We start from the raw sequence: 21,196 nt of genomic DNA on the forward strand, positions 1-21,196 counted from the left end.
CAAATTACCTGACTATTTGCGAAATCCACTACTTCATGCTGGGACAGCATGATAATAGAATTGTACCTATCCCTTTCATACCAAGCGTTAAGGCTTATTTAGCATGTCCGAAACTTGAGTAAATTAATCTCTAAATCTATGCAAGAAAATGGAGGAACTGGAACTGTAGGTGTATATAAGGTATATCAGGATGGTACCTATACGTTGAAAAATTAAGGTTTTGAAAAAAATTTGAGCAAAAATGGCTTTTAAACCCACATGTTGCCACAAGTAGAAAAAAGGGGCTGTCCCATAAGTCGATTTTTTTCGGCTATGGATGCCCCTTTTCATGCTCAAGAATACTGATAAATCAACATTTTTGATATTTAGTATCAAGAAAACAGCACATATTTTCCTGGACCTATAAATGCAAGTCCGATTGCAATGGCGATAAGATGAAGATTATATTCGTAACCGCCTTTTTGTAAATATCCATTTTTACCATGCACTTTCATGATGGCAACCAGCATCGTGATCACCACTAATACAGCCCCAAGTTCCATCCAGACCCCAGTTGCAATGAAAAGCCCAGCGATGATTTCAGCCAACGCTGCTAAAAATGCATTCAACATAGGTGGCTTTACATTTATGGATGCTAGGGTTTCAGCAAATTTCCTTAAACCTGTACCCTTGAACCAACCGAACATCTTTTGTGTACCATGTGCCGCAAAGGTTAATCCCATTACTAGACGAATAATCAAAATCCCAAGACTCATCATGGTCCCCATTCTATGACCACTCCTTTCGTTTAAGCTTCTGAAACATTATGAATAACTTTCGTGATTAATTTTTGGAGTTCGCTAATCTCTTCTTTAGTCATCCCGGCGGTAATCGTTTCAAGCATTTTTTGTTGAACTGGTACGACTAAATGAGCAAGCCGTTTGCCTTCATCCGTTAAATGGACCCTAAAGGTACGTTTATCAGCGGGATGTTCAACTTTTTTGATGTATCCTTTTTCTTTCAAGCTAGTGATCATACGTGCGATACTAGCTTTATCCTTTTTAAGTTGTAATACGAGTTCATTGGATGATATTCCATCTTTGTTCCAAAGCAACATCATAATTAAATTTTGCTCCGGAGCGAGATTGAAAGGCTTTAAATGTCTTCTTACATAATTTGCAATCGTTAAATCCGCATGGTGTATTAAAACACCAATATGATCATTCGAATTCAAAGGGCATCACCTCCAGAAAAAGTTGTTGATTGGTCAACGTTGATATGTCAACAATATATCAATTCTATAAGTTTTTGTCAATCATCCCTTTTCTTGATGTCTTTAAAGCAGAATCATCAACCTGCTTTTTTTATACAACTATAGATTACGATTGAAGGAACAAAGTTTTAGTAATTTCTATTGTGTAGATTTCTTTCAAATGTACATTCAGAATTTATGACTAGAGACTAACTTTCGGGAGTTTAACAATGAAGGGAAGATTTTAATGAAAAATTGTTTGACATTTAACTACTACAGTTGTAGTATTTTATTACATGCATTGGTTGCATATTTTAATAGAGTTTGAGATGTCGCCACGTTTGGTCGATCATCACACAAGGTTTTACCCGTACAGGACGCCCTCGGTCCTTTCTTACCCCCCTTTGTGAACACTCTCTTATTGTGTAACCGGCATGGAGCAAAAAAATAAAAAGGATAGAAAGAGGTTAGTTTTAATGAAAAGAAGGAACTCGATGTTTAGCACAATGAAATGTAAGAAAGTTGTATCTGTACTGCTTCTCTCCTGTGTAGCGTTTGCTGGTTGTTCAGAAGACAGCGCCCATTCTACTCAACCTAAACAAAAAAACAATAACTTTGCTAAACTCGAAAACAAATTTGATGCGAGACTTGGAATCTTTGCACTTGATACAGGTACAGGCGAAACCGTAACTTATCGACCAGAGGAGCGCTTTGCATATGCATCTACTCATAAGGCTTTAGCTGTAGGTGCTTTGTTGCAGCAAAAGTCAATAGAAGATCTTAATCAAAGGATTACCTATACCCATGATGATCTTGTAAACTATAATCCAATTACAGAGAAAAATGTTGATACAGGAATGACCCTTAGCGAGTTATGCGAAGCCTCTCTTCGATACAGTGACAATACAGCGGGAAATCTCATCCTTGCGCAACTGGGGGGGCCTAGTGAATTTAAAAAATCACTCAGAGAGATTGGTGATCAGATTACAAATCCAGAGCGATTTGAACCAAATTTAAACGAGGTTGAACCTGGAGAAACCCATGATACTAGCACCCCTAAGGCGCTCGCGACCAGCCTTCAAGCTTTCACAATCGGAGAGACACTTCCAAAGGAAAAACGTTTAATGTTAATAGATTGGCTGAAGGGAAATGCTACTGGAGATACATTAATTCGCGCCGGGGTACCGAAAGGCTGGGAAGTTGCGGATAAGTCCGGAGCCGGATCATATGGAACGCGCAATGACATTGCAATTATTTGGCCACCGAAAGGAGACCCTATTGTTCTAGCCATACTTTCCAGTCGCGACCAAAAGGAAACAGATTACGACGATAAACTGATCGAACAGGCAACAAAGGAAGTAATCAATACGCTTCAAAACAACGATAAATAGGGAAGATATAGTAAAAAAAAACATGTTATCGGAAAAGACGAGTGTAAATGTTAGATGATCAACTTGCTTATGGCCGAATTGATCATTAGAAAAAAAGCATTTCTATTATTTTTTTATTATATTAACTGAAAGGGGCTGTTCAGAAAGTCGTATTTTCGACTTTTGGATGCCACTTTTCGGACAGCCCCTTTCAACCGCTAAAAAAGTTTTCTATACTAAAGAATTTATTCACCATAATCATTCTTCATACATCTTCCTCGTATTTTCTAATGTTCCTCAACTTTCGACTGCACAGGGTCTGTACCGGTTCCTATACCCACGTAATATTTAGATTCTTTTAACATAAAAAACCCCTTTAAATAATTTTAATCAAAGGGGAAAACGGTGCAACTTTCATTTCATGTTTTTCATTTATTGGCAGGTACCTTATCCCATACACTTTCAGCAATTTGAATCACGTGTTGGATCTTATTCCATTGTTCCTCTTCTGTTAAAACATTTCCCTCCTCCGAACTAGCAAATCCGCATTGAGGGCTTATGGCTAGGTTTTCTAGAGGAATATATTGGCTTGCTTCTTTAATTCTTCCTTTAATGGCGATAGGATCTTCCAATTCTGGGAATTTAGAAGTAATCAATCCAAGGACAATTTCTACATCGCGACGTTTGATATTTTTTAAAGGCTCAAAATCACCACTGCGTTCATCATCATATTCTAAAAAGAATGCATCGTAATGTAATTGATCAAAGATAGGTGCGACATAATCGTACCCACCATCTGTATGTAGATGTTTTGAACGGAAGTTTCCACGACACATATGGACAGTCGTGATTAAATCTTCCGGTTTATCTTGCAAAGCATCATTCGTTGTGTTAATGATTAAATCTAAAATCTCATCCTTACTTAATCCGGTAGATTCCATCATACGTTTGGTAAAGGTCGGATCATTAAATGCCGTAAAAGTCGTATCATCAAATTGTATATAACGACAACCTGCTTCATATAAAGCATTCACTACTTCCCGATACGCAACCCCTAAGTCATGAAACATATCCACCGAATTCGGATAAACTTCTTTTTCCCTTTCATTAATCGAGCGGTACATAATCACACTTGGTGCGGGAATGGCAAATTTGGCAACTTGTGTTCCATCGCCATATTTATCTACTGTTTTCTTCAAGAATTTGAAGTGTTCGATCATATAATGATGATGATTTTTAATCTTGTCCGTTATGACAATAGTAATTGGTTTTGGCTTATTACCACCACCAAATGTTGCTTTTCTCTCATTTTTGATCAATTCAATCCCTTCAAAGCCGGAAAAGAAATCATGATGCCAAATAATTCGTCTGAACTCACCGTCTGTGATGGTTTTCAGGCCTACCTCAATTTGTTTTTGTACAAGTTTTTCAATTTCTCTATCTTCTACTTCCCTTAAAGAAGCTTTATCGATTTTCCCATTTGTATAAGCTGCTCTTGCTTGTTTAATCGGTTCCGTTCTTAGAAAACTCCCGACATGGTCACCTTTCAAAGGTAATTTGTTTGCCATATATACATTCCCCTTTCATATTAAGCAAAATTCTTCTTCGTAGGTTAAGTATAACATTAATAAATCAATATGGTGTAACAGTTGAAATCTACAGGTTATCCAATTATGTATACAAGGTAAATGTGGTAGGATAATCTACTAGTAGTGATTTTGAGAACCCAAAATAATCTGTTTTTCAACAAAATGGCCACAGCAGGATTACATTATCCTGTTGTGGCTATTCACAAGTAAATATTTACGAAGAAGTAGTGTAAATTTACTCCTCAAAGCCGCAAACACGAACATAACCTTTCTTTACTAAGAAAAACCTCAAAAAACAAATAGATCGGAAATTCTGCCGCTTCCTCAGGAAATTTAATTCTAACAAATGGACTTACTTAATTGCCGTGATAGAAAAAAACGGAATTGAAGCATAAGCTAATTGTTCTGCCTCCGTATAGATCTGTTCTTGAAAGTCCTGTCTAATTTTAATATCTCTAAAACCTAACTGAGATAGTACTGCTTTATCCCAATCGGGTCTCATTGCAAAAGTCATTGGTAAATTTTTTGAAATATCATCCCCTTCGTCAAATAGTTCTTGATTATCATACGTTAAAAAGCCTAACTTTTTTGCTCTTTCAATATCTGATTGGTAAATCTCCCCATGTACTCTATTTGCTAAACCAATATTCCAATTTGCGTCAAAGATCAGCAAACGGCCTTCTTCTTTTAACCATTTATACCATTCTGTATATGTTTTCTCTGGAAAATGAAGCGTCCATGTAACATTGCGTGAAATAATCACATCATATGTATCCGTACTAGAAAAAGGCGATTCAGTAGATGTATGGACAAAATGGACAAAAACTCTATTGTCTGAGGCGTTTTTCTTTGCAGCTTTAATCATATTTTCAGAGAAATCTAAAGCCGTTACCTCATGTCCCATTTTTGCTAGTAATATAGCAAAAAAACCTGGCCCGGTACCCATTTCAAGAATCTGTAGCGGCCGCTTATTTTGTAAATGTTCCTGAAGAATATGTATCCAAGCGTCCTTTTTAAATCCACTAAGTTCTTCTTGAATAATTTCATCATATATTTCTGTACTATTATCCCAGTAGGATTGGTGCCTTTTTATTTGTTCCACTTTGAACACTCTCCTTATAGAGGATGTTCAAAAAGTCCGGTAAAAATGACGCTGCGAATTTCTTCGTTGGCTTGCTTTTCCGCTGCTCACGTATTAACTGCATACGTTCCGCTGCTCAAAGCTACGCCGCCTCGAACTTCTTGGTCCTTTTTATCCTCCTTTTTGAACATGCACTTATAAATAAAGTAATTGACAATCTTTTTTTCTTTTATTAATATATGATAATCGGAATCGTTACGATTTGCAATTATTTTATTTAAGAGGAGGTTTTAAAAGTGAGAAAAAGAGTAACCTTACTGATCGTCGTATTCACTGCTTTATCTATAATGTTGGTAGCTTGCAATGGTAAAACAGAGGATACCTCTAAAGAGGATCAAAATTCATCTATTCATGTAGCACTAACAACTGATAGTGGTGCAGACAAACTAGATGCCGCTAATTATGATGGAGCCATGGCATTATATACAGCTGTATACGATCCATTCGTTGAATATGGAGAAAAGGGAGAGATAAAACCTGCCTTAGCAGAATCTTGGGATATTTCAAATGACGGAAAAGTGTACACTTTTCATTTACGTAAAGATGTAAAATTCTCTGATGGCTCTATATTTAATGCAGATGCTGCCCTCTTTTCCATTAATCGATGGAAGGGAAAAGAAGCACATGCATGGTTAAAGACTGCTTCTACATTAGAAAAAGTAGAAAAAATAGATGATTATACAGTTAAGATGTATTTTTCAGAACCTAGTGCTTTAATTTTGAATGAGCTGACAGCAGGAAGACCTCTACGTGTTATGAGTCCCAACTCCGTTGAGCCTGCTGGAGATCCAAATGGTAAATTTGTAAAGGCTATTGGTACCGGCGCATGGACGATTAAATCGTATGAACGAGATAAAGAAACAGTTTTAGCCGCAAATAAATATTATTGGAAACAGAAACCAGAAGTTAAAGAGATGGTTTGGAAAGTTATCGCTGACCCCCAAACTCGTGCTTTAGCCTTACAAGAAGGTAGTATCCAGTTAGCTGGTGGCGAAATGAGTAAAATCTCATACGAGTCATTAAATATTTTTAAAGAAAACGAGGACTATAAAGTAGAATCTCAACCAGGTACTATCAGTTATTTTCTCATTATTAATAATCAAAATGAAAGTCTGCAAGATGTTAAAGTGAGACAGGCTCTGAATTACGCGATTGATAAATCAAGTTTAGCTAATCAAGTATTAGATCAAAACGGTTTAGCGGCAAAAGGGTTATTTGCAGAAACTGTTCCCTTTGTTACAGAGGAAAATAGCCCCGGTTATACATATAACCTAGAAAAGGCAAAGGAATTATTAAAGGAAGCGGGATACGGTAAGAACGGAAAGAGATTAAAATTGAAGCTTGCATTACAAACAGAGGAATTCCCAGAATGGAAACAAATTTCGGAAACCATACAGAATAATCTGAGGGAAATTGGTGTTGAAATAACGTTAGATAGCTTAGAATCAACTGCTTATTATGATACCTTATGGAGTAAACGGGATTATGATTTATTCATTTACAGAACATTTTCCGATGGTCTTAACCCGCAGGGACTTTTAGATTCTTTATTTGTCATTCAAGATAATGGGCAAGGGATCGCATACACAGATACATTTCTATCCAATGCGATTATAGATGCGGGTCAAGCTATCAGTAAAGAGGATCGTCAAGTTGCATATGACAAAGTACTGTCTTATATGAATGAGGAAGCCGTAACCGTTCCTCTCTTTTATCCAAACGATATTATTGTTCATAGCACAAAGATTGATCACTTTACTTGGGGTCCAATTATTGATGATCCCGTCATTTGGAATAAATTAAAAAGGTTAAATAAATGATGTCTCGTTTTATTTTGAAAAGGTTAAGTAATATTTTATTCACTATATGTCTCCTTAGCCTATTTTTATTTTTTCTTGTTAGAGCCATTCCGGGTTCGCCAGAAATGGTCCTATTAATGAACCGAGGAGGGGCTATAAATAACGAGGAACTAACTATTATAAGAGGAGAACTTGGATTAAATACTTCTGTATTTTACCAATATATGGAATGGTTTAAAAATGTGATCAGGCTTGATTTTGGTAGCTCATACCAGTCCGGGCTTCCAGTATTAGAAGAAATTTTATCACGGGTTACTCCTACCCTTTTATTAACTTCAGTATCATTAGTTATTTCTACATTAAGTGGAATTATGATTGCCTTCTATTCCTCTTTACATAGGGAACAAAAATGGAGCGGATTCATTAGCCATGTTGCAATTTTTCTATCATCACTCCCAAATTATCTAATCGGCCTTTTCTGTGTTCTATTATTCTCCATTCACTGGCGTATTTTCCCTGTATATGGAAATGATTCTTGGGTGCATCTTATTCTTCCTGTTTTTACTATATGTGTACCTTTAATTGCAGTATTTTATCATTTATTTCGTCAAATTATGGAGGAAGTACTAGAGAGTCACTATTTTGAGGCTGCACAATCAAGAGGAGTAAAAAATACAATTTTATATGGTAAAATTCTATTTTTTCCCTGTTTACATGGTTTTTTAACCATAATAGCTACGAATATTGGCAGTTTGTGGGGCGGGATCATTGTGACGGAAACGATTTTTGCTTGGCCAGGAATCGGAAGTTATATTATTAATGCTGTTTCTGTCAGGGATTACCCAGTCATCATTGGCTTTACATTAATAATGGCGTGTTCAACAATGTTTATGTATCTAATCATAGATCTACTCTTAAGATGGACAGATCCCAGACAAAGGTGGAAAGAGAGGGATTCTGAATGGTAAAGAAGAAAGCCTGGGTTATTCCAGCAATATGCTTTGCAATATTGTTGTTTGGTCTTCTACTCGGTCTTGTATTTTCACCATATGATCCGTATAAAGTAAATCCAACGGAGAAATTAATTGCTCCAAATTCGCTCCATTGGTTTGGAACAGATCACTTAGGGAGAGATATATTTACGAGGATAGTGGTAGGAACCCCATATACTATCCTATTTCCAGCCATTGTTCTCCTTTTCTCGACCTTTATGGGCACATGTATCGGACTCATCAGCAGCTATACTGGACGAAAAATTGATTCTGCTATAACGGCTGTAATGGATTCCTTTAGTGCCATTCCAAATTTATTGCTAGCGATTGCTATTACTGGCTTACTTGGTCCGGGGTTCATCCATACATTATTAGCTATTCTTATATCTTGGTGGGTTCAATATGCGCGGGTTGTTCGAAATCTTTCAATCGTGACACTTAGTCAACCCTATATGCACGCAGCACAGTTAAGTGGAACATTTGGATCTAAATTAATCTACCGACATCTTTTTCCTAATGTATTTCCATTTATTAGAGAAATGATTTTTTTAGACATGGGATCGATTATTTTGATGGTTTCTAGTTTATCATTTCTTGGCTTAGGTGCCCAACCGCCATTGCCGGAATGGGGAGGAATGATGTTGGATGGTAAAAGTTATTTTCAGATTGCTCCTTGGATTACATTAATTCCCGCAACGTTTATTGCGGTGGTTGTGATGCTGTTTTATTTCATAGGAAAGGGGGTAAAAGTGGATGACTGATCCATTACTCCAAGTAGAGAATCTCACGATTAAGCAAGGTGAGAATATCATTGTGAATCATATTACTTTTCCTATTTACAAAAATGAGATATTTTGTTTGGTTGGGGAATCAGGTAGTGGTAAGTCTATCACTTCTCGCGCCATAATGGGATTATTAAACAAAAATAGATTTAAGGTAGAAGGAAATATCCTTTTAAATAAAGCAAAGCCAATAGAGTTAACAAAACAAACAAAAAGAGAATGGCAAAAAATAAGAGGAGAAGAAATCGCACTTATTTATCAGAATCCTACCTTAGCCCTTCATCCATTATTGAAAATAGGAACTCAGATGGTAGATACCTTAAGAAGCAGAAGGATGTTAAGTAAGAAGAAGGCTTTGGAAGAGGTACATAAACAATTGTCCCTGATGAATTTTTCTGATCCTATAAAAATTGCAAACTCCTTTCCTTCTCAACTAAGTGGTGGAATGAATCAACGGGTCATGATTTGTATGTCATTATTGTTACAACCCGCTTTATTAATAGCGGATGAACCAACAACAGGATTGGACACGATTAATCAAAAGAAAATAATTAAGATATTAGTAGAGTTAAAAGAAACATATAAAATGTCCATTTTGTTTATTACACACGACTTGCGAATTGTCAGTCAAATTGCAGATCGGGTAGCCGTAATGAAAGATGGAGAATTTGTTGAAGTAGAACCCCTTTCTGTCATTCTGGAACGGCCACATCACCCCTATACGGAAGAATTATGGAAGCAGGCTTCAACTTTTTTTAGAAAGGAAGGTTTTCATGTCTCTAGAACTCCATAATATTTCAGCAAAATACCAGAATTCAGAAAAAATGGCCTTAGAAAATGTGTCTTTTTTTCTGGAAAAAGGAAAGAAATTAGGAATTGTAGGAGAATCAGGGAGCGGAAAAAGTACTCTTACTAAAATTTTGACTGGTTTTCTTCCATATAATGATGGTAAGGTACAACTTGAAAATCGAGTGATTCAGGCGCGTGTGAAGGATAGAAAATGGATAGGCAAAAAAATGCAGTTAGTTTTTCAGACTTCCCTTTCTTCCCTAAACCCTCGGCAAACTGTTCAACAAATTTTAGAAGAGCCTTTGATTAACTTTTTTTCTCTTTCAACCGAAGAAAGGAAACAAAAGATAGTGGCTATTTTAAAAGAGGTAAATCTCCAAATCAGTGTTTTAGAAAAGAAAAGTATTTCACTAAGCGGAGGACAAGCACAACGAGTTTGTATTGCAAGGGCTTTACTAGCAAATCCTGAAATTCTTATATGTGATGAACCTGTAACAAGTTTGGATATGACAACACAGATAAAAATAATACAACTGTTACAGAAAATCGTTAAGGAACAGCAATTATCGCTTATTTTCATTTCTCATGATATTTCGTTAGTCCAGGAATTGTGTGACGAGATTTTGGTCCTTAGAGAAGGCAAAATAATAGATCGTTTTGCAGCAAATGATTGGAAAAATGCAGAAAGACACTCTTATACAAAGGAACTAATTGAATCGACTGAGATTCTTATACAAAGGGGTGAAACCGGTTCAGCTTTGCTATAAACATCATAGGTTCTTCCAATCCGTGCGTTTTTTATTTAAATCAACACACTTGGATCTACGTTTTCGATGAGCCATCGACTTTTCGTACATCCAACTCCACTTTGGATCTACATTTTCGATGAGCCCTTGACTTTTCGTACACCCAAACCCACTCTGGATCTACGTTTTCAATGAGCCATCGACTTTTCGTACATCCAACTCCACTTTGGATCTACATTTTCGATGAGCCCTTGACTTTTCGTACATCCAACCCCATTTTGGATCTGCGTTTTCGATGAGCCATCGACTTTTCGTACATCCAACCCCACTTTGGATCTACGTTTTCGATGAGCCATCGACTTTTCGTACATCCAACCCACTTTGGATCTACGTTTTCAATGAGCCATCGACTTTTCGTACATCCAACTCCACTTTGGATCTACGTTTTCAATGAGCCATCGACTTTTCGTACATCCAACTCCACTTTGGATCTACGTTTTCGATGAGCCATCGACTTTTCGTACATCCAACCCACTTTGGATCTACGTTTTCGATGAGCCATCGACTTTTCGTACATCCAACTCCACTTTGGATCTGCGTTTTCGATGAGCCATCGACTTTTCGTACATCCAACTCCACTTTGGATCTACATTTTCGATGAGCCCTTGACTTTTCGTGCATCCAACCCACTTTGGATCTACGTTTTCAATGAGCCATCGACTTTTCGTACATCCAACTCCACTCTGGATCTACGTTTTCGATGAGCCATCGACTTTTCGTACATCCAACTCCACTTTGGATCTGTTTTTGTAAAAAGGTTGGATTGGCCGTGCAGCTTTTCGCTTGTTACGACTTTTTTTTACGAGGAACTTTTAAAAAAGGCTTTGCCAAACAATTCAGGATATGTTAGACTAAAACTCAATAGGATCCATAACTAAATTTAAATACTATGTAAATTTTCTAGGAGGAGTCTGTCACCAAGGGGGAATTATGCCCTTTGGTAGATGGGCTCTTTTTGTGTTTTTTCAACTTTCTACTGAAAGGAGGAATGGAATCTTAAATGAAGATATATTGAATTATTTTTAAATAGAGGGGAGAAATGATTATGATCATTGGATTAACGATCATATTGTTGTTAGTTCTGTTGCTTCCATTTACAAAGTTGGTAGAACGCAACTTGGAAGTATTCTTGTTTATCATGGGGGTCCTATCTGTAATAGTCAGCCGAGTAATGGATTGGGATCTAATGAAGGAAGCATTGCTCCATCCAATAAACATCACCATAGCCGTACTAGTCGCAGGACTCCTATTCCGCTGGTTTAAAACCCCAATCGAAAAAGGAATCGCAAGCGTTAGCAATGCTATTGACTTTCGTTTGTTTATTGCCTTGCTTGTAATTGTCCTTGGACTGCTTTCCAGTCTGATTACAGCCATTGTTGCTGCAGTTATTCTCGTATCGGTCATTAGTGTTCTAAAGCTAGATCGTCAATCCGAAATTAAACTTGTTATACTAGCATGTTATGCGATTGGGATGGGGGCTGTGTTGACTCCCATTGGTGAACCATTGTCAACCATTGTCGTGGGAAGTTTAAATGAAAGCTTTCTTTATTTATTGAGATTAGTTGGTATCTATGTGATTCCTGGTGTGATTGTGTTCGGGATACTTGCCGCATGGATGATCAAGCCAAAAGACAATTCAGACAAAAATGCTAATCATGACAATAGTGACATACAAACGGAAACGAATGAGGATTCCCTAGCTGGAAAAGAGTCTTACGCGGAAATTATTGTCCGTAGTTTAAAAATTTACATTTTCGTCATGGCCTTGACGTTCTTGGGAGCGGGGTTCCAACCTTTCATTGAAAAGTTCCTGCTTGATATGAGTCCACTTGCACTATACTGGATTAACATGATTTCCGCTGTATTGGACAATGCTACTCTGGCTGCAGCCGAAATTAGTCCAGCCATGAGCGAACCAACCATTAAGGCAATATTGCTTGGTCTCCTTATTAGTGGGGGGATGCTTATTCCAGGAAATATTCCTAATATCATCGCTGCAGGAAAGCTAAAAATTACTAGTTTACAATATGCGCGCTTTGCGTTTCCCGTAGGTTTGATTGCTATGGCAGCTTATTTCGTTGTGATCCTAATAACAGGCTAATAAATATTGCAGATGATTGTATATGTGAAAGGTTTTCTAGATTCCGCAACAACCATTGTTTTCCTGGACGAAGTAAGAACTCCCCGCCCTGCTGTGCCACGGAAGGATAAACGCCTTGGAGATGCTGTTTAACAGTTATCTCTTAGGCTTTTTTGTTTTATTAGAAAAAATATAATCGGAGGAGTCCTGACTAATTACACCCGCATTTAAATAGCACCCAAGCAAATTAGAAAAAGAATCCGAATAGACCCCGCTATTCAAAACGTGTTTTAATGAGGATGTAATATAAAGTTAGCCTTCCCATAGAAATTCCCCTCTAAGCAAGTATCTACTTAAAGGGAATAATATATCAGTCCCCTACGATGTAGGAGGTTTTTCTCTGGTCTAAAAAGCCACCGGCAGGGCAGTCAAACTCCGTGAGTTAAGACTGAAGCTCCAGGTGATGCTCTCCCGGGGGACACTAAGCCGCAGGTTGGGCATGCGCTTGAGCAGGGTGGTAAAGGCAATGTCTCCTTCTAGGCGAGCCAGCGGCTTTCCCAAACAGGCGTGGATGCCATGACCAAAGGCGAGATGACGATTGAGCTTGCGGGCAATATCCAGCTCTTCTGGGTCCGTAAACTGGGTCTCATCCCGATTTGCCGAAGCCGGGATGACAAGGAGCATATCCCCCGTTTTGATCTGCTGGCCGGCGATCTCGATATCTTCGGTGGCATAACGCGGTCCCACTATAGTGGCGGGCCCATTAAAGCGCAGCAATTCTTCGACAGCCGAAGGAACGAGACTGAGATCCGCTTTGAGCTTCTCAAGCTGGTTGGGATGATCCAATAACATTAAAGTGCCTGTGCCGATCAGGTTGGAGGTGGTCTCATGGCCTGCAAAGATTAAGAGCGTAATCGTCGAGAGCAGTTCTTCCTCGCTAAGCCGCTCCCCTTCTTCTTCGATCGCAATCATGTGGCTGATCAGGTCATCAGCTGGATGCAGCCGTTTTTCGGCTACCAGTTTTGCTGTGTATTCTCCAAATGCTTGCATGTGAGCCTTGACCCCCTCATCTTGCTTTCCCAGGCCCTGACCGTGCGCCAGTGCGTTGGACCAGATACGGATCTGCGCCCGATCTTCTTTAGGAACCCCGAGCATCTCAGAAATAACATTGATCGGCAAGGGAAAGGCATAGTCCTTGATGAGATCCATTTCACCCTGATCCTGCACCTGGTCGAGCAATTCGTCGGCAATTTCTTGCACTCGAGGCCGTAAGCCCTCTATAAATCTGGGTGTAAAGGCTTTGGATACTAGCATACGTAACCGTCGATGATCGGGGTCATCCACAGTGAGCATCGTACTGCCTGTAAAGAAAGTAGGGGAATCGGATGATTCATCGCTCTTGTCCAAGTTTTGCTTTTGCTTTATGGGAACACTACCATCGATGGAGCGAGGGTCCACGGTAAAGTGCGCATGGTCTTTCAGAATTTGCACAGCTTCTTTTAGCTGCGTGACCATCCATCCTTTGCGGTCCGTTCCCTCCATCGGGAACGGAATAGGAACAACGGGGCCTATTGACCGCAGCTCTGCGAATAACGGAAATGGGTTCGTAGTCAATTCACCTCCATCATCGCTAAACAGGTTGGATGCTACTTTTTCTGGTATGGTTTGGTCTGGAGTGTTCATAACAATCTTCCTTTCTCAACAAGTGTTAGAGTGGTTCATGATTACTTCTGGCCTCATTGACAACGTCGTTCTGAATTTTAAATGCACATTCGTTTCCTTATTACGGGTGTTTTATTTATACACTTTCATAGGAAGATGCGTTAAGGACTGCCCTGGAGCTGAATCCGTTAAATTTCCCTCCAAATCAAAGGATTCCACGGGTTCAATACGAGAAAACCTTTGTAAAAACGCCTCCAATGTAAGCTTTAATTCTAACCGTGCAAGAGGTGCACCTAGACAAAAATGCGGACCTTTTCCAAATGTCAAGTGCTTTTTATTGTTTGAACGATGAATATTGAGAGAGAAGGGATCTTCAAACATCTCTTCATCCATATTGGCTGCACTCTGCCAAGCAATGACCACATCCCCTTTTTTCATTTCAGGACCTAATAAATCATTGTCTTGTTTTACGGTGCGGTCTCTCTTTGCGTTATGAAAACGGTAGCGTAGCATTTCTTCCACAGCTTTTGGAACCAATTCTAAGTCATTTCGAAGTTCTTCATACAGGGATGGATCATCGTAAAGCAAGGAATAAAACGTATTGGCCAGCGCATGACTGGTTGTTTCAACACCTGCACCTAAAATAAACATGGATATTCGTACAATTTCATCATCGGTAAGCTTTTCATTCTCTACTTCAGCTTTGATTAGATCAGAGAGAATATCCTCCGCTGGATTTGATCGTTTCTGAACAACAATCGGGTAGAGATATTGGTAATATTCTTTAGCGGCTACTTGTTTTCTGTACTCAATTTCTTCCTGGTTTTCTTTGTCAAAAGGTTGGAAAAGGATATCAACCCAATGTTTAAATCGAGATCGATCTTTGATAGGGACACCAAATAATTCTGCGATAACCATACCAGGCAAAGGGGCCGTCAATGCTTGAACGATGTCAATAGTAGTATTTTCCTCTATGTCTTCGACAAGTTCAGTTGCAATCCGCCCGATCCGGGGTTCCCAATTTTTTAAACTGCGCGGTGTAAAAGCGGCTGATAACAAGGAGCGTCTCTTTCGGTGTACCGGAGGATCCACCATGATGTTGATATTATCCGGAATCGTTCCTTCTTTGTTATTTGCTCCCACAGAAATGGTTGTTTTAGGTCCTTCACTTGAAAAGAATTCATAGTTATTCAATACTTGTTTAACGTCCTCATACTTAAAGACGTTCCACGTATTTGTTTCCTCATCAAAATAAACAGGCTGAGAGCTGAGCATGTCTTTATACCAATGAAGTGGGAAAAACTCTTCCGAACGTGTCTGAAACTTTTTGACCTCTTTCAATGAAATGATTTCTTTAGCCATTAGGAGGACTCCCTTCAAAATTTAAACGTGTGTTTATCTTATTCATTTTTAAATGGCTGATCAGCTACCTTGACTGAATCCGTGGGGCACTCTTCCATGGCATCTAGCAGATCATCAATTTTATCCTCTGGTACAGGAACAGTTCCTTGATTTTGGTCCAACTTCACAAACGCTAGTCCATCTTTATCAAGGTCGAAAATGTCTGGAGCCAACCCCTCACAATTTCCACAGCAAATACATGTTTCTTGGTTAATGATCGCGTATTTTGCCACAGTAAAAACCTTCTTTCTATTCTTTTTTGGAAAGACCAGGATTTGACTGAGTGGTTTCCCTAATGACCATTTAGTCAATTCTAGCGTAACACATTCCTCAACGTCCAAACAAAGGGCTTTAGAACGGTTTTTGAAAAAGGTAAAAACGTTGGTAATTTGTCATCAAGAATATAAGGAAGAAAGGGAAAAGACACTTCGGGCAAGAGGGTATTATGAGCCAAACGTATTAGGAAAACTGAAAAAACCTATTCTATGCGGAATAAGGGGATATCAAAATAAAATATGGGCCATCACATTACACAGGATACCGCCCGATTAGACAAGATGGGCGGTGTTTCTGTATCTGGATAGCGGAGCAGGAAAATTAAAGCCTTATGCGTATGACTTCGGGTCAACTTGGCCCGAAGTCGCAAGGGTTGGGGCGGCTTGCCCCAACAAGTAATTTTTAAGAGTTGACCGCAGGGAAATTCTTAAAAATAGGGCTGTCCAAAAAGTCGTATTTTCGACTTTTGGATGCCCCTTTTCATGTTTCAAACCTTGATGTATCAACATTCCTGATTATTACACTTGAGGGCACTTCCACTTTTCGGACAGACCCTGCTTGCCATTTTGCTGGAATGCTTCACCTGTCACCGTTTGAGTCAATTCCTATATAATAAAGCTGCGGGTTTCGATAGGTGTTCCGAAACGCTGTGGGTGACATTCCTCTTTTGGCTGTAAATTGCTTTATAAAGTAAGTATCATACTGAAATCCGATGGAACGAGCAATTTCATCTAAGGTCATATCTGTATGAACGAGAAGATGCCCCGCAACCTTTAGCCGATATAACAGTAGATATTCCATAGCAGTACACCCACATCTTTTTTGAAACATTTTATTAAGAGATACACGATTCAAATGTGCACAGTTCGTTAAATCCTCCAATGTGACCTTGTTGGAGTAGTTTGTGTATATATAATCTAAAACCAAATCAATTGGGGATTGCTCGCATTGGCGGTTTAAGTTCTCAAGCAGCTCTAATATCTGTATAAGATATTTTTTAATTCTGCATACCCAAAGGGCATTACTTTGCGCATACACTTCTGTTCCCAGTACAAAAAACCATTCAAACAGTCGTGGATATGCTTTGCTAGATATATGAGTTACACCAGTTTGAGCACTGTCCCTTTGAAAAAGTGAAAGACCAGTTTGTATCTTTACGTTGCTTGGCTTGTAGGTTTGTGTTTCAGAAATTCGGGATGTTTTGAAAAAGTCCGGATGAAAACTAAAGGATTGTGCGGAGATACTATCCTTGTTAGTAACTTGCAGTTTATCATCCATAGACAGGCATAAAACGCCAGGAGCAGAAATTTCTATTGGTCGTTCATTCAACTGCGCATTTATAATCCCATTTGTAATAAATATCAGAGTAAACCGCTCTGGATAAGGGAGATTTTCAAAATCTTCGACTGCGGCAAATTCAATATCTACGCTTCTATTTTTATATCGATCAAATTGTGGCATAGCGTTCTCCTAACAGATAGTATAGTTAAAAACTTCATTTACAACATTTTACCGCAAAATTCAAATGATATAATAAAAATGTGTTAAATACGAGGTTTTATTAAAAAAGGAAGGTGTCTATTATGAATATTAACATTGCAATAAATGGCTTTGGTCGAATTGGAAGGCTTGCGTTCCGACAGATTTTTAATGCGGAGGGATATAGGATTGCGGCCATCAATGATCTTACAAGCCCCAAAATGCTTGCGAATTTGCTAAAATATGATACCACACAGGGGAATTATAACAAAGCAATTAGTTACAATGAGAACAGCTTAATTGTGGACGGTGTGGCTATTCCCATCTATGCCCAAAAAGATCCCGGCCAACTTCCGTGGAAAGAATTGCAAATTGATGTGGTTCTGGAATGTACAGGCTTTTTTGCATCAAAAAGTGCAGCGGCTGCACATATTGATGCGGGCGCAAGAAAGGTATTGATATCCACCACTGCGGGAAAAGATATTCCCACTATTGTTTACGGCATCAATGAACACACGTTGACAAAAGAAGATACCATTGTTTCGGCTGCGTCTTGTACCACGAACTGTCTTGCTCCAATGGCATACTTCTTGAACGAGCTTAGGCCTATCAAAAAAGGCTTTATGACAACAATACACGCCTATACAAATGATCAGAATACCCTTGATGGCCCCCATGCCAAAGATGACTTGCGCCGAGCACGCTCTGCGGCCGGAAACATCATTCCCACTACAACCGGAGCGGCAAAGGCTATCGGACAGGTTATCCCAGCCTTAAACGGAAAATTGGATGGAACATCCCAAAGGGTGCCGGTTATGGCAGGTTCACTCACAGAATTGACCGCGGTAGTGGGCGGCTCCGTAACAGCAGAACAGGTCAATCAGAAGATGAAGCAATCCCAATCCGAGCAATACGGATATACAGAAGAACCGATTGTATCATCGGATATAATTGGCATGAATTATGGCGGATTGTTTGATGCAACACAAACGAAAGTAGCGGACTTAGGAACAGATACACTAGTGAAAATAGCCGCATGGTATGATAACGAAAACTCTTTTACCAGCCAAATGATTCGTACTGTGAAATACCTTGCAGCATTATAATTCATAGGCTATAAAATCTATAGCCAAATTTAGTTTCATTCCTGCATTATAATGCTATCGGCCGATACTTTAAATGTGATCTACCGCCAATAACCGTTTTTAGTAACGGTAGGTAATTATATGCGCGCTTTAAGGGCCTTCCAATGGCAGTTGTGCGATTGGAGGGCCTTTTGTGGTAACGATCTTTTCATATGTGTCACTTGTTGAATTTTCGAAGGATCCGTTAAAATTTTTACAAGGGGGCAACGACTAAAAACGGTGGCCACCTAAACAGTTCGATCTTCAACCTTCTCCACGCCTGCCAAAGATAAATCGCTACACTTGCGTACATTGAATCCGCTATACAAAGGCACTCCAAAAATTTTAAAATAGCCTTCCTCTGGATAATCCAAGATCCCATATGTCCGGAATTTCACATTAAATTTTTATTCTATCTTATGATGTTTTTATTATAATGTTTATTTTATGTAACTATAAAAAGCATTCCTATTATGTGGAATACTCACTAAAATTTAAAAATGTTATATTTATATCCCCTTCCCCTTCCTTGGCCACTACACCCTTTCGTCATTTGAAGGGGAAAGATCAAAAGCATCTGCCAAAAGTTCATAGGACTTATGCCGTGTAGTTTTTTCGGTCAACATATTCAAAATCATAATTTCATCTACCATCGCATCTTTCGCAAGTTCTCTTAATTTTTTCTCTACCTTTTCCACACTGCCTATCACAAAGCGACCTTTATTTTCTCGTCGCACTGCTTCCTCTTGGGGTGTATAGACATGGGAACTCGCTTCTTCAAGCGTTGGAGGAGCAAGATGAAAGGCACCTGTTCCCCATCTTACCCATTGCAATTCTGCTGGTCCTGCCAGATACTCTGCTTCTTCCTCTGTCTCTGCAGCAATGACAATGATAGCCAGTACGCTTTTAGGCTCAGGCATGAAAGAAGATGGGGTAAAGTTTTCACGATAAGCACGCAGCATTGGAACTGCTAACTGAGGGGAAATATGGGCTGCAAAGACAAACCCAAGCCCGTGGTGTGAAGCGAATTGCATTCCCCCATTACTTGACCCAAGCATATAAATATTTGGTGTCAAACTCTTATCTGGTGAAGGAGTAATATCTTTGAAAGGATGGTCATTCGGAAATTCATGTGAAAAAAAGGCAAGCAATTCATTTAATTGCTCTGGAAAATCATAAGTCGTAACCGCTTCCCGCGACCGTCTTAATGCCAGTGCAGTCAGACCATCAGTCCCAGGCGCCCGCCCAATTCCCAAATCAATTCGCCCGGGATGCAATGCTTCCAGTAAGGAAAAATTTTCTGCAACCTTAAGGGGACTATGATTGGGCAACATAATCCCACCAGAACCGATACGAATGTTTTTCGTAACAGCCGCTGCATGAGCACTTAGTAAATCCGGAGAGGTGCTCATCTGATGTTTTGTATTATGATGTTCTGCAAACCAGTAGCGGGTATAACCAAGACGATCGGCTAACTGCACGAGTTCCGTGGAATTTTGTAATGTTTGCGTTGCTGATTCTCCGTTAAACATTGTTGCCAAATCTAAAATGGATAATTGTACATCTTTTGCTTGGTGATTGACCATACTAAATCGCTTCCTTTGCATTTTTTGTAGCTTAAAAGCTTTCCTGAAAAACCTGACCATCCTGCCATTTTTCCTAGGTATTTCATTGGAAACCGAAGTTCAGCCTTCTCAAAGGTCTACCGCATACATTATTCCTTCTCATTCTAAACTCATTAGCAAGCTAACTTTTTTTCAATATAAAGGCTATCCATATTAAGAAATATTTTCAAGCATTTGTTGCATAAGACGACGCAATAGCAGACGTTCCTCTGGCAAGATACCGTTTAACAGCTTTTCTTGCTGATTTTTCCAAACTTACTGAACCGGTTGCCGAAAAAGGACCGAATCCACTATTGGATCCAGCCCACGTGAGTTATGATTCGGTAATGGTAAAACCCGAATTTACATGAATTTGCTTATATCTGGATAACCACTTATAGCCCAAGCATCATCAACAATCAGACTTGCACCGTTTACATAAGAAGCGTCATCACTAACTATCTTTAAAATGGTTTTATAAAAAACAAAAATTAGAAAAAGAGGTGAAATGACGATTGTATGAACTTCTAGTCCTATCATTATTAATGAAATTCCCATTACATGCCTATCTCATTTCGAAAATAGCCAATGGGAAACAATTAGCAGGGGTACCCTTTCCACTTTGTTAAACAAACTGAATAAAACAGGGCTTATTCAAGAGGCGAATCCAGAGAATGCCCCCTTTCCATCTGAACGGTCATCCCGCACCTATGAAATTACTGATAAGGGAAAAGATCGTTTTTATGAATTAATGATGGAAACTGAAAAAGGCCTTGGGAACTACCAAAAGAGTTTCCATACTAAAACTGCCTACCTTGATTTCTTATGCTATGAAGATCAAGTATATTTGGTAGATCACTATATACGATATTGTCAGAAAGCTATCGATCATATTAAAGAACAGCAATTAGAGTTTGATGAAAACCCTGACCAAATACAACCCATGCAAAACACCTACTTCTTCCAAACAATCCAAGGATTAATGGATCATCAAATGAATCGGTGGAAGCTTGAATTTGAATGGATATCTCATGTGAAGCAACAAATTAAAGACGAACCACATAATTGAAC

General features: G+C 38.9%; 21 protein-coding genes. 9 read left to right on the forward strand and 12 right to left on the reverse strand.

What is annotated here, in order from left to right; all coding sequences use genetic code 11:
- Positions 1-371: 371 nt before the first annotated feature.
- Complete coding sequence (locus tag MUB24_RS08090) at positions 372-758, reverse strand: DoxX family protein (protein ID WP_244703212.1); 387 nt, start codon at positions 756-758, stop codon at positions 372-374.
- Positions 759-787: 29 nt separating this feature from the next.
- Positions 788-1,213, reverse strand: a complete 426-nt coding sequence (locus MUB24_RS08095) for a MarR family winged helix-turn-helix transcriptional regulator (protein WP_244702990.1) — start codon at positions 1,211-1,213, stop codon at positions 788-790.
- Positions 1,214-1,707: 494 nt separating this feature from the next.
- On the opposite strand from MUB24_RS08095, the gene bla reads away from it, so the two are divergent.
- Positions 1,708-2,622: a class A beta-lactamase gene (gene bla, locus MUB24_RS08100; protein ID WP_396426712.1), complete on the forward strand. Its 915-nt coding sequence runs from the start codon at positions 1,708-1,710 to the stop codon at positions 2,620-2,622.
- 407 nt (positions 2,623-3,029) lie between these two features.
- Here the strand turns inward: bla and MUB24_RS08105 are convergent, their stop codons facing one another.
- Together MUB24_RS08105 and MUB24_RS08110 are read right to left on the reverse strand one after the other, a co-directional pair.
- Positions 3,030-4,169, reverse strand: a complete 1,140-nt coding sequence (locus tag MUB24_RS08105; RefSeq protein ID WP_244702993.1) for a 5-methyltetrahydropteroyltriglutamate--homocysteine S-methyltransferase — start codon at positions 4,167-4,169, stop codon at positions 3,030-3,032.
- A gap of 373 nt (positions 4,170-4,542) precedes the next feature.
- Entirely contained in the window at positions 4,543-5,292 is a 750-nt protein-coding gene (locus MUB24_RS08110; RefSeq protein ID WP_244702994.1) for a class I SAM-dependent methyltransferase, read from the reverse strand.
- A gap of 275 nt (positions 5,293-5,567) precedes the next feature.
- Here MUB24_RS08110 and MUB24_RS08115 point away from each other — a divergent pair, with 275 nt between their 5' ends.
- From MUB24_RS08115 to MUB24_RS08135, 5 genes are read left to right on the forward strand one after another with little or no spacing between them, the layout of a single operon-like run.
- Entirely contained in the window at positions 5,568-7,151 is a 1,584-nt protein-coding gene (locus tag MUB24_RS08115) for an ABC transporter substrate-binding protein (protein WP_244702995.1), read from the forward strand.
- Positions 7,148-8,098, forward strand: a complete 951-nt coding sequence (locus MUB24_RS08120; protein WP_244702996.1) for an ABC transporter permease — start codon at positions 7,148-7,150, stop codon at positions 8,096-8,098. Before MUB24_RS08115 ends, MUB24_RS08120 begins: the two co-directional genes overlap by 4 nt.
- Positions 8,092-8,883, forward strand: coding sequence for an ABC transporter permease (locus MUB24_RS08125; RefSeq protein ID WP_244702997.1), 792 nt, complete (start codon positions 8,092-8,094; stop codon positions 8,881-8,883). Before MUB24_RS08120 ends, MUB24_RS08125 begins: the two co-directional genes overlap by 7 nt.
- Positions 8,876-9,697, forward strand: coding sequence for an ABC transporter ATP-binding protein (locus tag MUB24_RS08130; RefSeq protein WP_244702998.1), 822 nt, complete (start codon positions 8,876-8,878; stop codon positions 9,695-9,697). Before MUB24_RS08125 ends, MUB24_RS08130 begins: the two co-directional genes overlap by 8 nt.
- A 31-nt stretch (positions 9,698-9,728) precedes the next feature.
- Positions 9,729-10,460 carry an ABC transporter ATP-binding protein gene (locus MUB24_RS08135; protein WP_244702999.1) on the forward strand — a complete coding sequence of 244 codons (732 nt, stop codon included), beginning with the start codon at positions 9,729-9,731 and terminating at the stop codon, positions 10,458-10,460.
- Between the two features lie 167 nt (positions 10,461-10,627).
- Here the strand turns inward: MUB24_RS08135 and MUB24_RS08140 are convergent, their stop codons facing one another.
- Entirely contained in the window at positions 10,628-10,810 is a 183-nt protein-coding gene (locus MUB24_RS08140; RefSeq protein ID WP_244703000.1) for a hypothetical protein, read from the reverse strand.
- A 734-nt stretch (positions 10,811-11,544) separates the two neighbouring features.
- On the opposite strand from MUB24_RS08140, the gene MUB24_RS08145 reads away from it, so the two are divergent.
- Entirely contained in the window at positions 11,545-12,600 is a 1,056-nt protein-coding gene (locus MUB24_RS08145; protein WP_244703001.1) for a DUF1646 family protein, read from the forward strand.
- Positions 12,601-12,984: 384 nt separating this feature from the next.
- Here MUB24_RS08145 and MUB24_RS08150 read toward each other — a convergent pair whose 3' ends face one another.
- From MUB24_RS08150 to MUB24_RS08165, 4 genes are all read right to left on the reverse strand, one after another.
- Positions 12,985-14,262, reverse strand: a complete 1,278-nt coding sequence (locus tag MUB24_RS08150) for a cytochrome P450 family protein (protein ID WP_244703002.1) — start codon at positions 14,260-14,262, stop codon at positions 12,985-12,987.
- 111 nt (positions 14,263-14,373) lie between these two features.
- On the reverse strand, positions 14,374-15,603 hold the full coding sequence (locus MUB24_RS08155; protein ID WP_244703003.1) for a cytochrome P450: 1,230 nt from the start codon (positions 15,601-15,603) through the stop codon (positions 14,374-14,376).
- A 38-nt stretch (positions 15,604-15,641) separates the two neighbouring features.
- The gene (locus MUB24_RS08160) at positions 15,642-15,875 is read right to left on the reverse strand and encodes a ferredoxin (protein WP_244703005.1); all 234 of its coding nucleotides are present in this window, start codon (positions 15,873-15,875) and stop codon (positions 15,642-15,644) included.
- A gap of 622 nt (positions 15,876-16,497) precedes the next feature.
- Complete coding sequence (locus MUB24_RS08165) at positions 16,498-17,379, reverse strand: helix-turn-helix domain-containing protein (RefSeq protein WP_244703007.1); 882 nt, start codon at positions 17,377-17,379, stop codon at positions 16,498-16,500.
- 122 nt (positions 17,380-17,501) lie between these two features.
- On the opposite strand from MUB24_RS08165, the gene gap reads away from it, so the two are divergent.
- Positions 17,502-18,503 (forward strand): type I glyceraldehyde-3-phosphate dehydrogenase, encoded by a 1,002-nt coding sequence (gene gap / locus MUB24_RS08170; RefSeq protein ID WP_244703009.1) that lies wholly within the window; start codon positions 17,502-17,504, stop codon positions 18,501-18,503.
- Between the two features lie 232 nt (positions 18,504-18,735).
- On the opposite strand, the gene MUB24_RS08175 is transcribed toward gap, so the two are convergent.
- The 3 genes from MUB24_RS08175 to MUB24_RS08185 all read right to left on the reverse strand — a co-directional run bounded on the left by MUB24_RS08175 (position 18,736) and on the right by MUB24_RS08185 (position 20,683).
- Positions 18,736-18,903 carry a DUF817 family protein gene (locus MUB24_RS08175; protein ID WP_396426713.1) on the reverse strand — a complete coding sequence of 56 codons (168 nt, stop codon included), beginning with the start codon at positions 18,901-18,903 and terminating at the stop codon, positions 18,736-18,738.
- Positions 18,904-19,057: 154 nt separating this feature from the next.
- The gene (locus tag MUB24_RS08180; protein ID WP_244703010.1) at positions 19,058-20,107 is read right to left on the reverse strand and encodes an LLM class flavin-dependent oxidoreductase; all 1,050 of its coding nucleotides are present in this window, start codon (positions 20,105-20,107) and stop codon (positions 19,058-19,060) included.
- A 381-nt stretch (positions 20,108-20,488) separates the two neighbouring features.
- On the reverse strand, positions 20,489-20,683 hold the full coding sequence (locus MUB24_RS08185; protein WP_244703011.1) for a hypothetical protein: 195 nt from the start codon (positions 20,681-20,683) through the stop codon (positions 20,489-20,491).
- A 64-nt stretch (positions 20,684-20,747) separates the two neighbouring features.
- Between MUB24_RS08185 and MUB24_RS08190 the strand changes: the two genes are divergently transcribed.
- Positions 20,748-21,194 (forward strand): hypothetical protein, encoded by a 447-nt coding sequence (locus tag MUB24_RS08190; RefSeq protein WP_244703012.1) that lies wholly within the window; start codon positions 20,748-20,750, stop codon positions 21,192-21,194.
- Positions 21,195-21,196: the final 2 nt, after the last annotated feature.

The organism is Lederbergia sp. NSJ-179 (genome assembly GCF_022867885.1).
Taxonomy (GTDB): domain Bacteria; phylum Bacillota; class Bacilli; order Bacillales; family Bacillaceae_C; genus Lederbergia.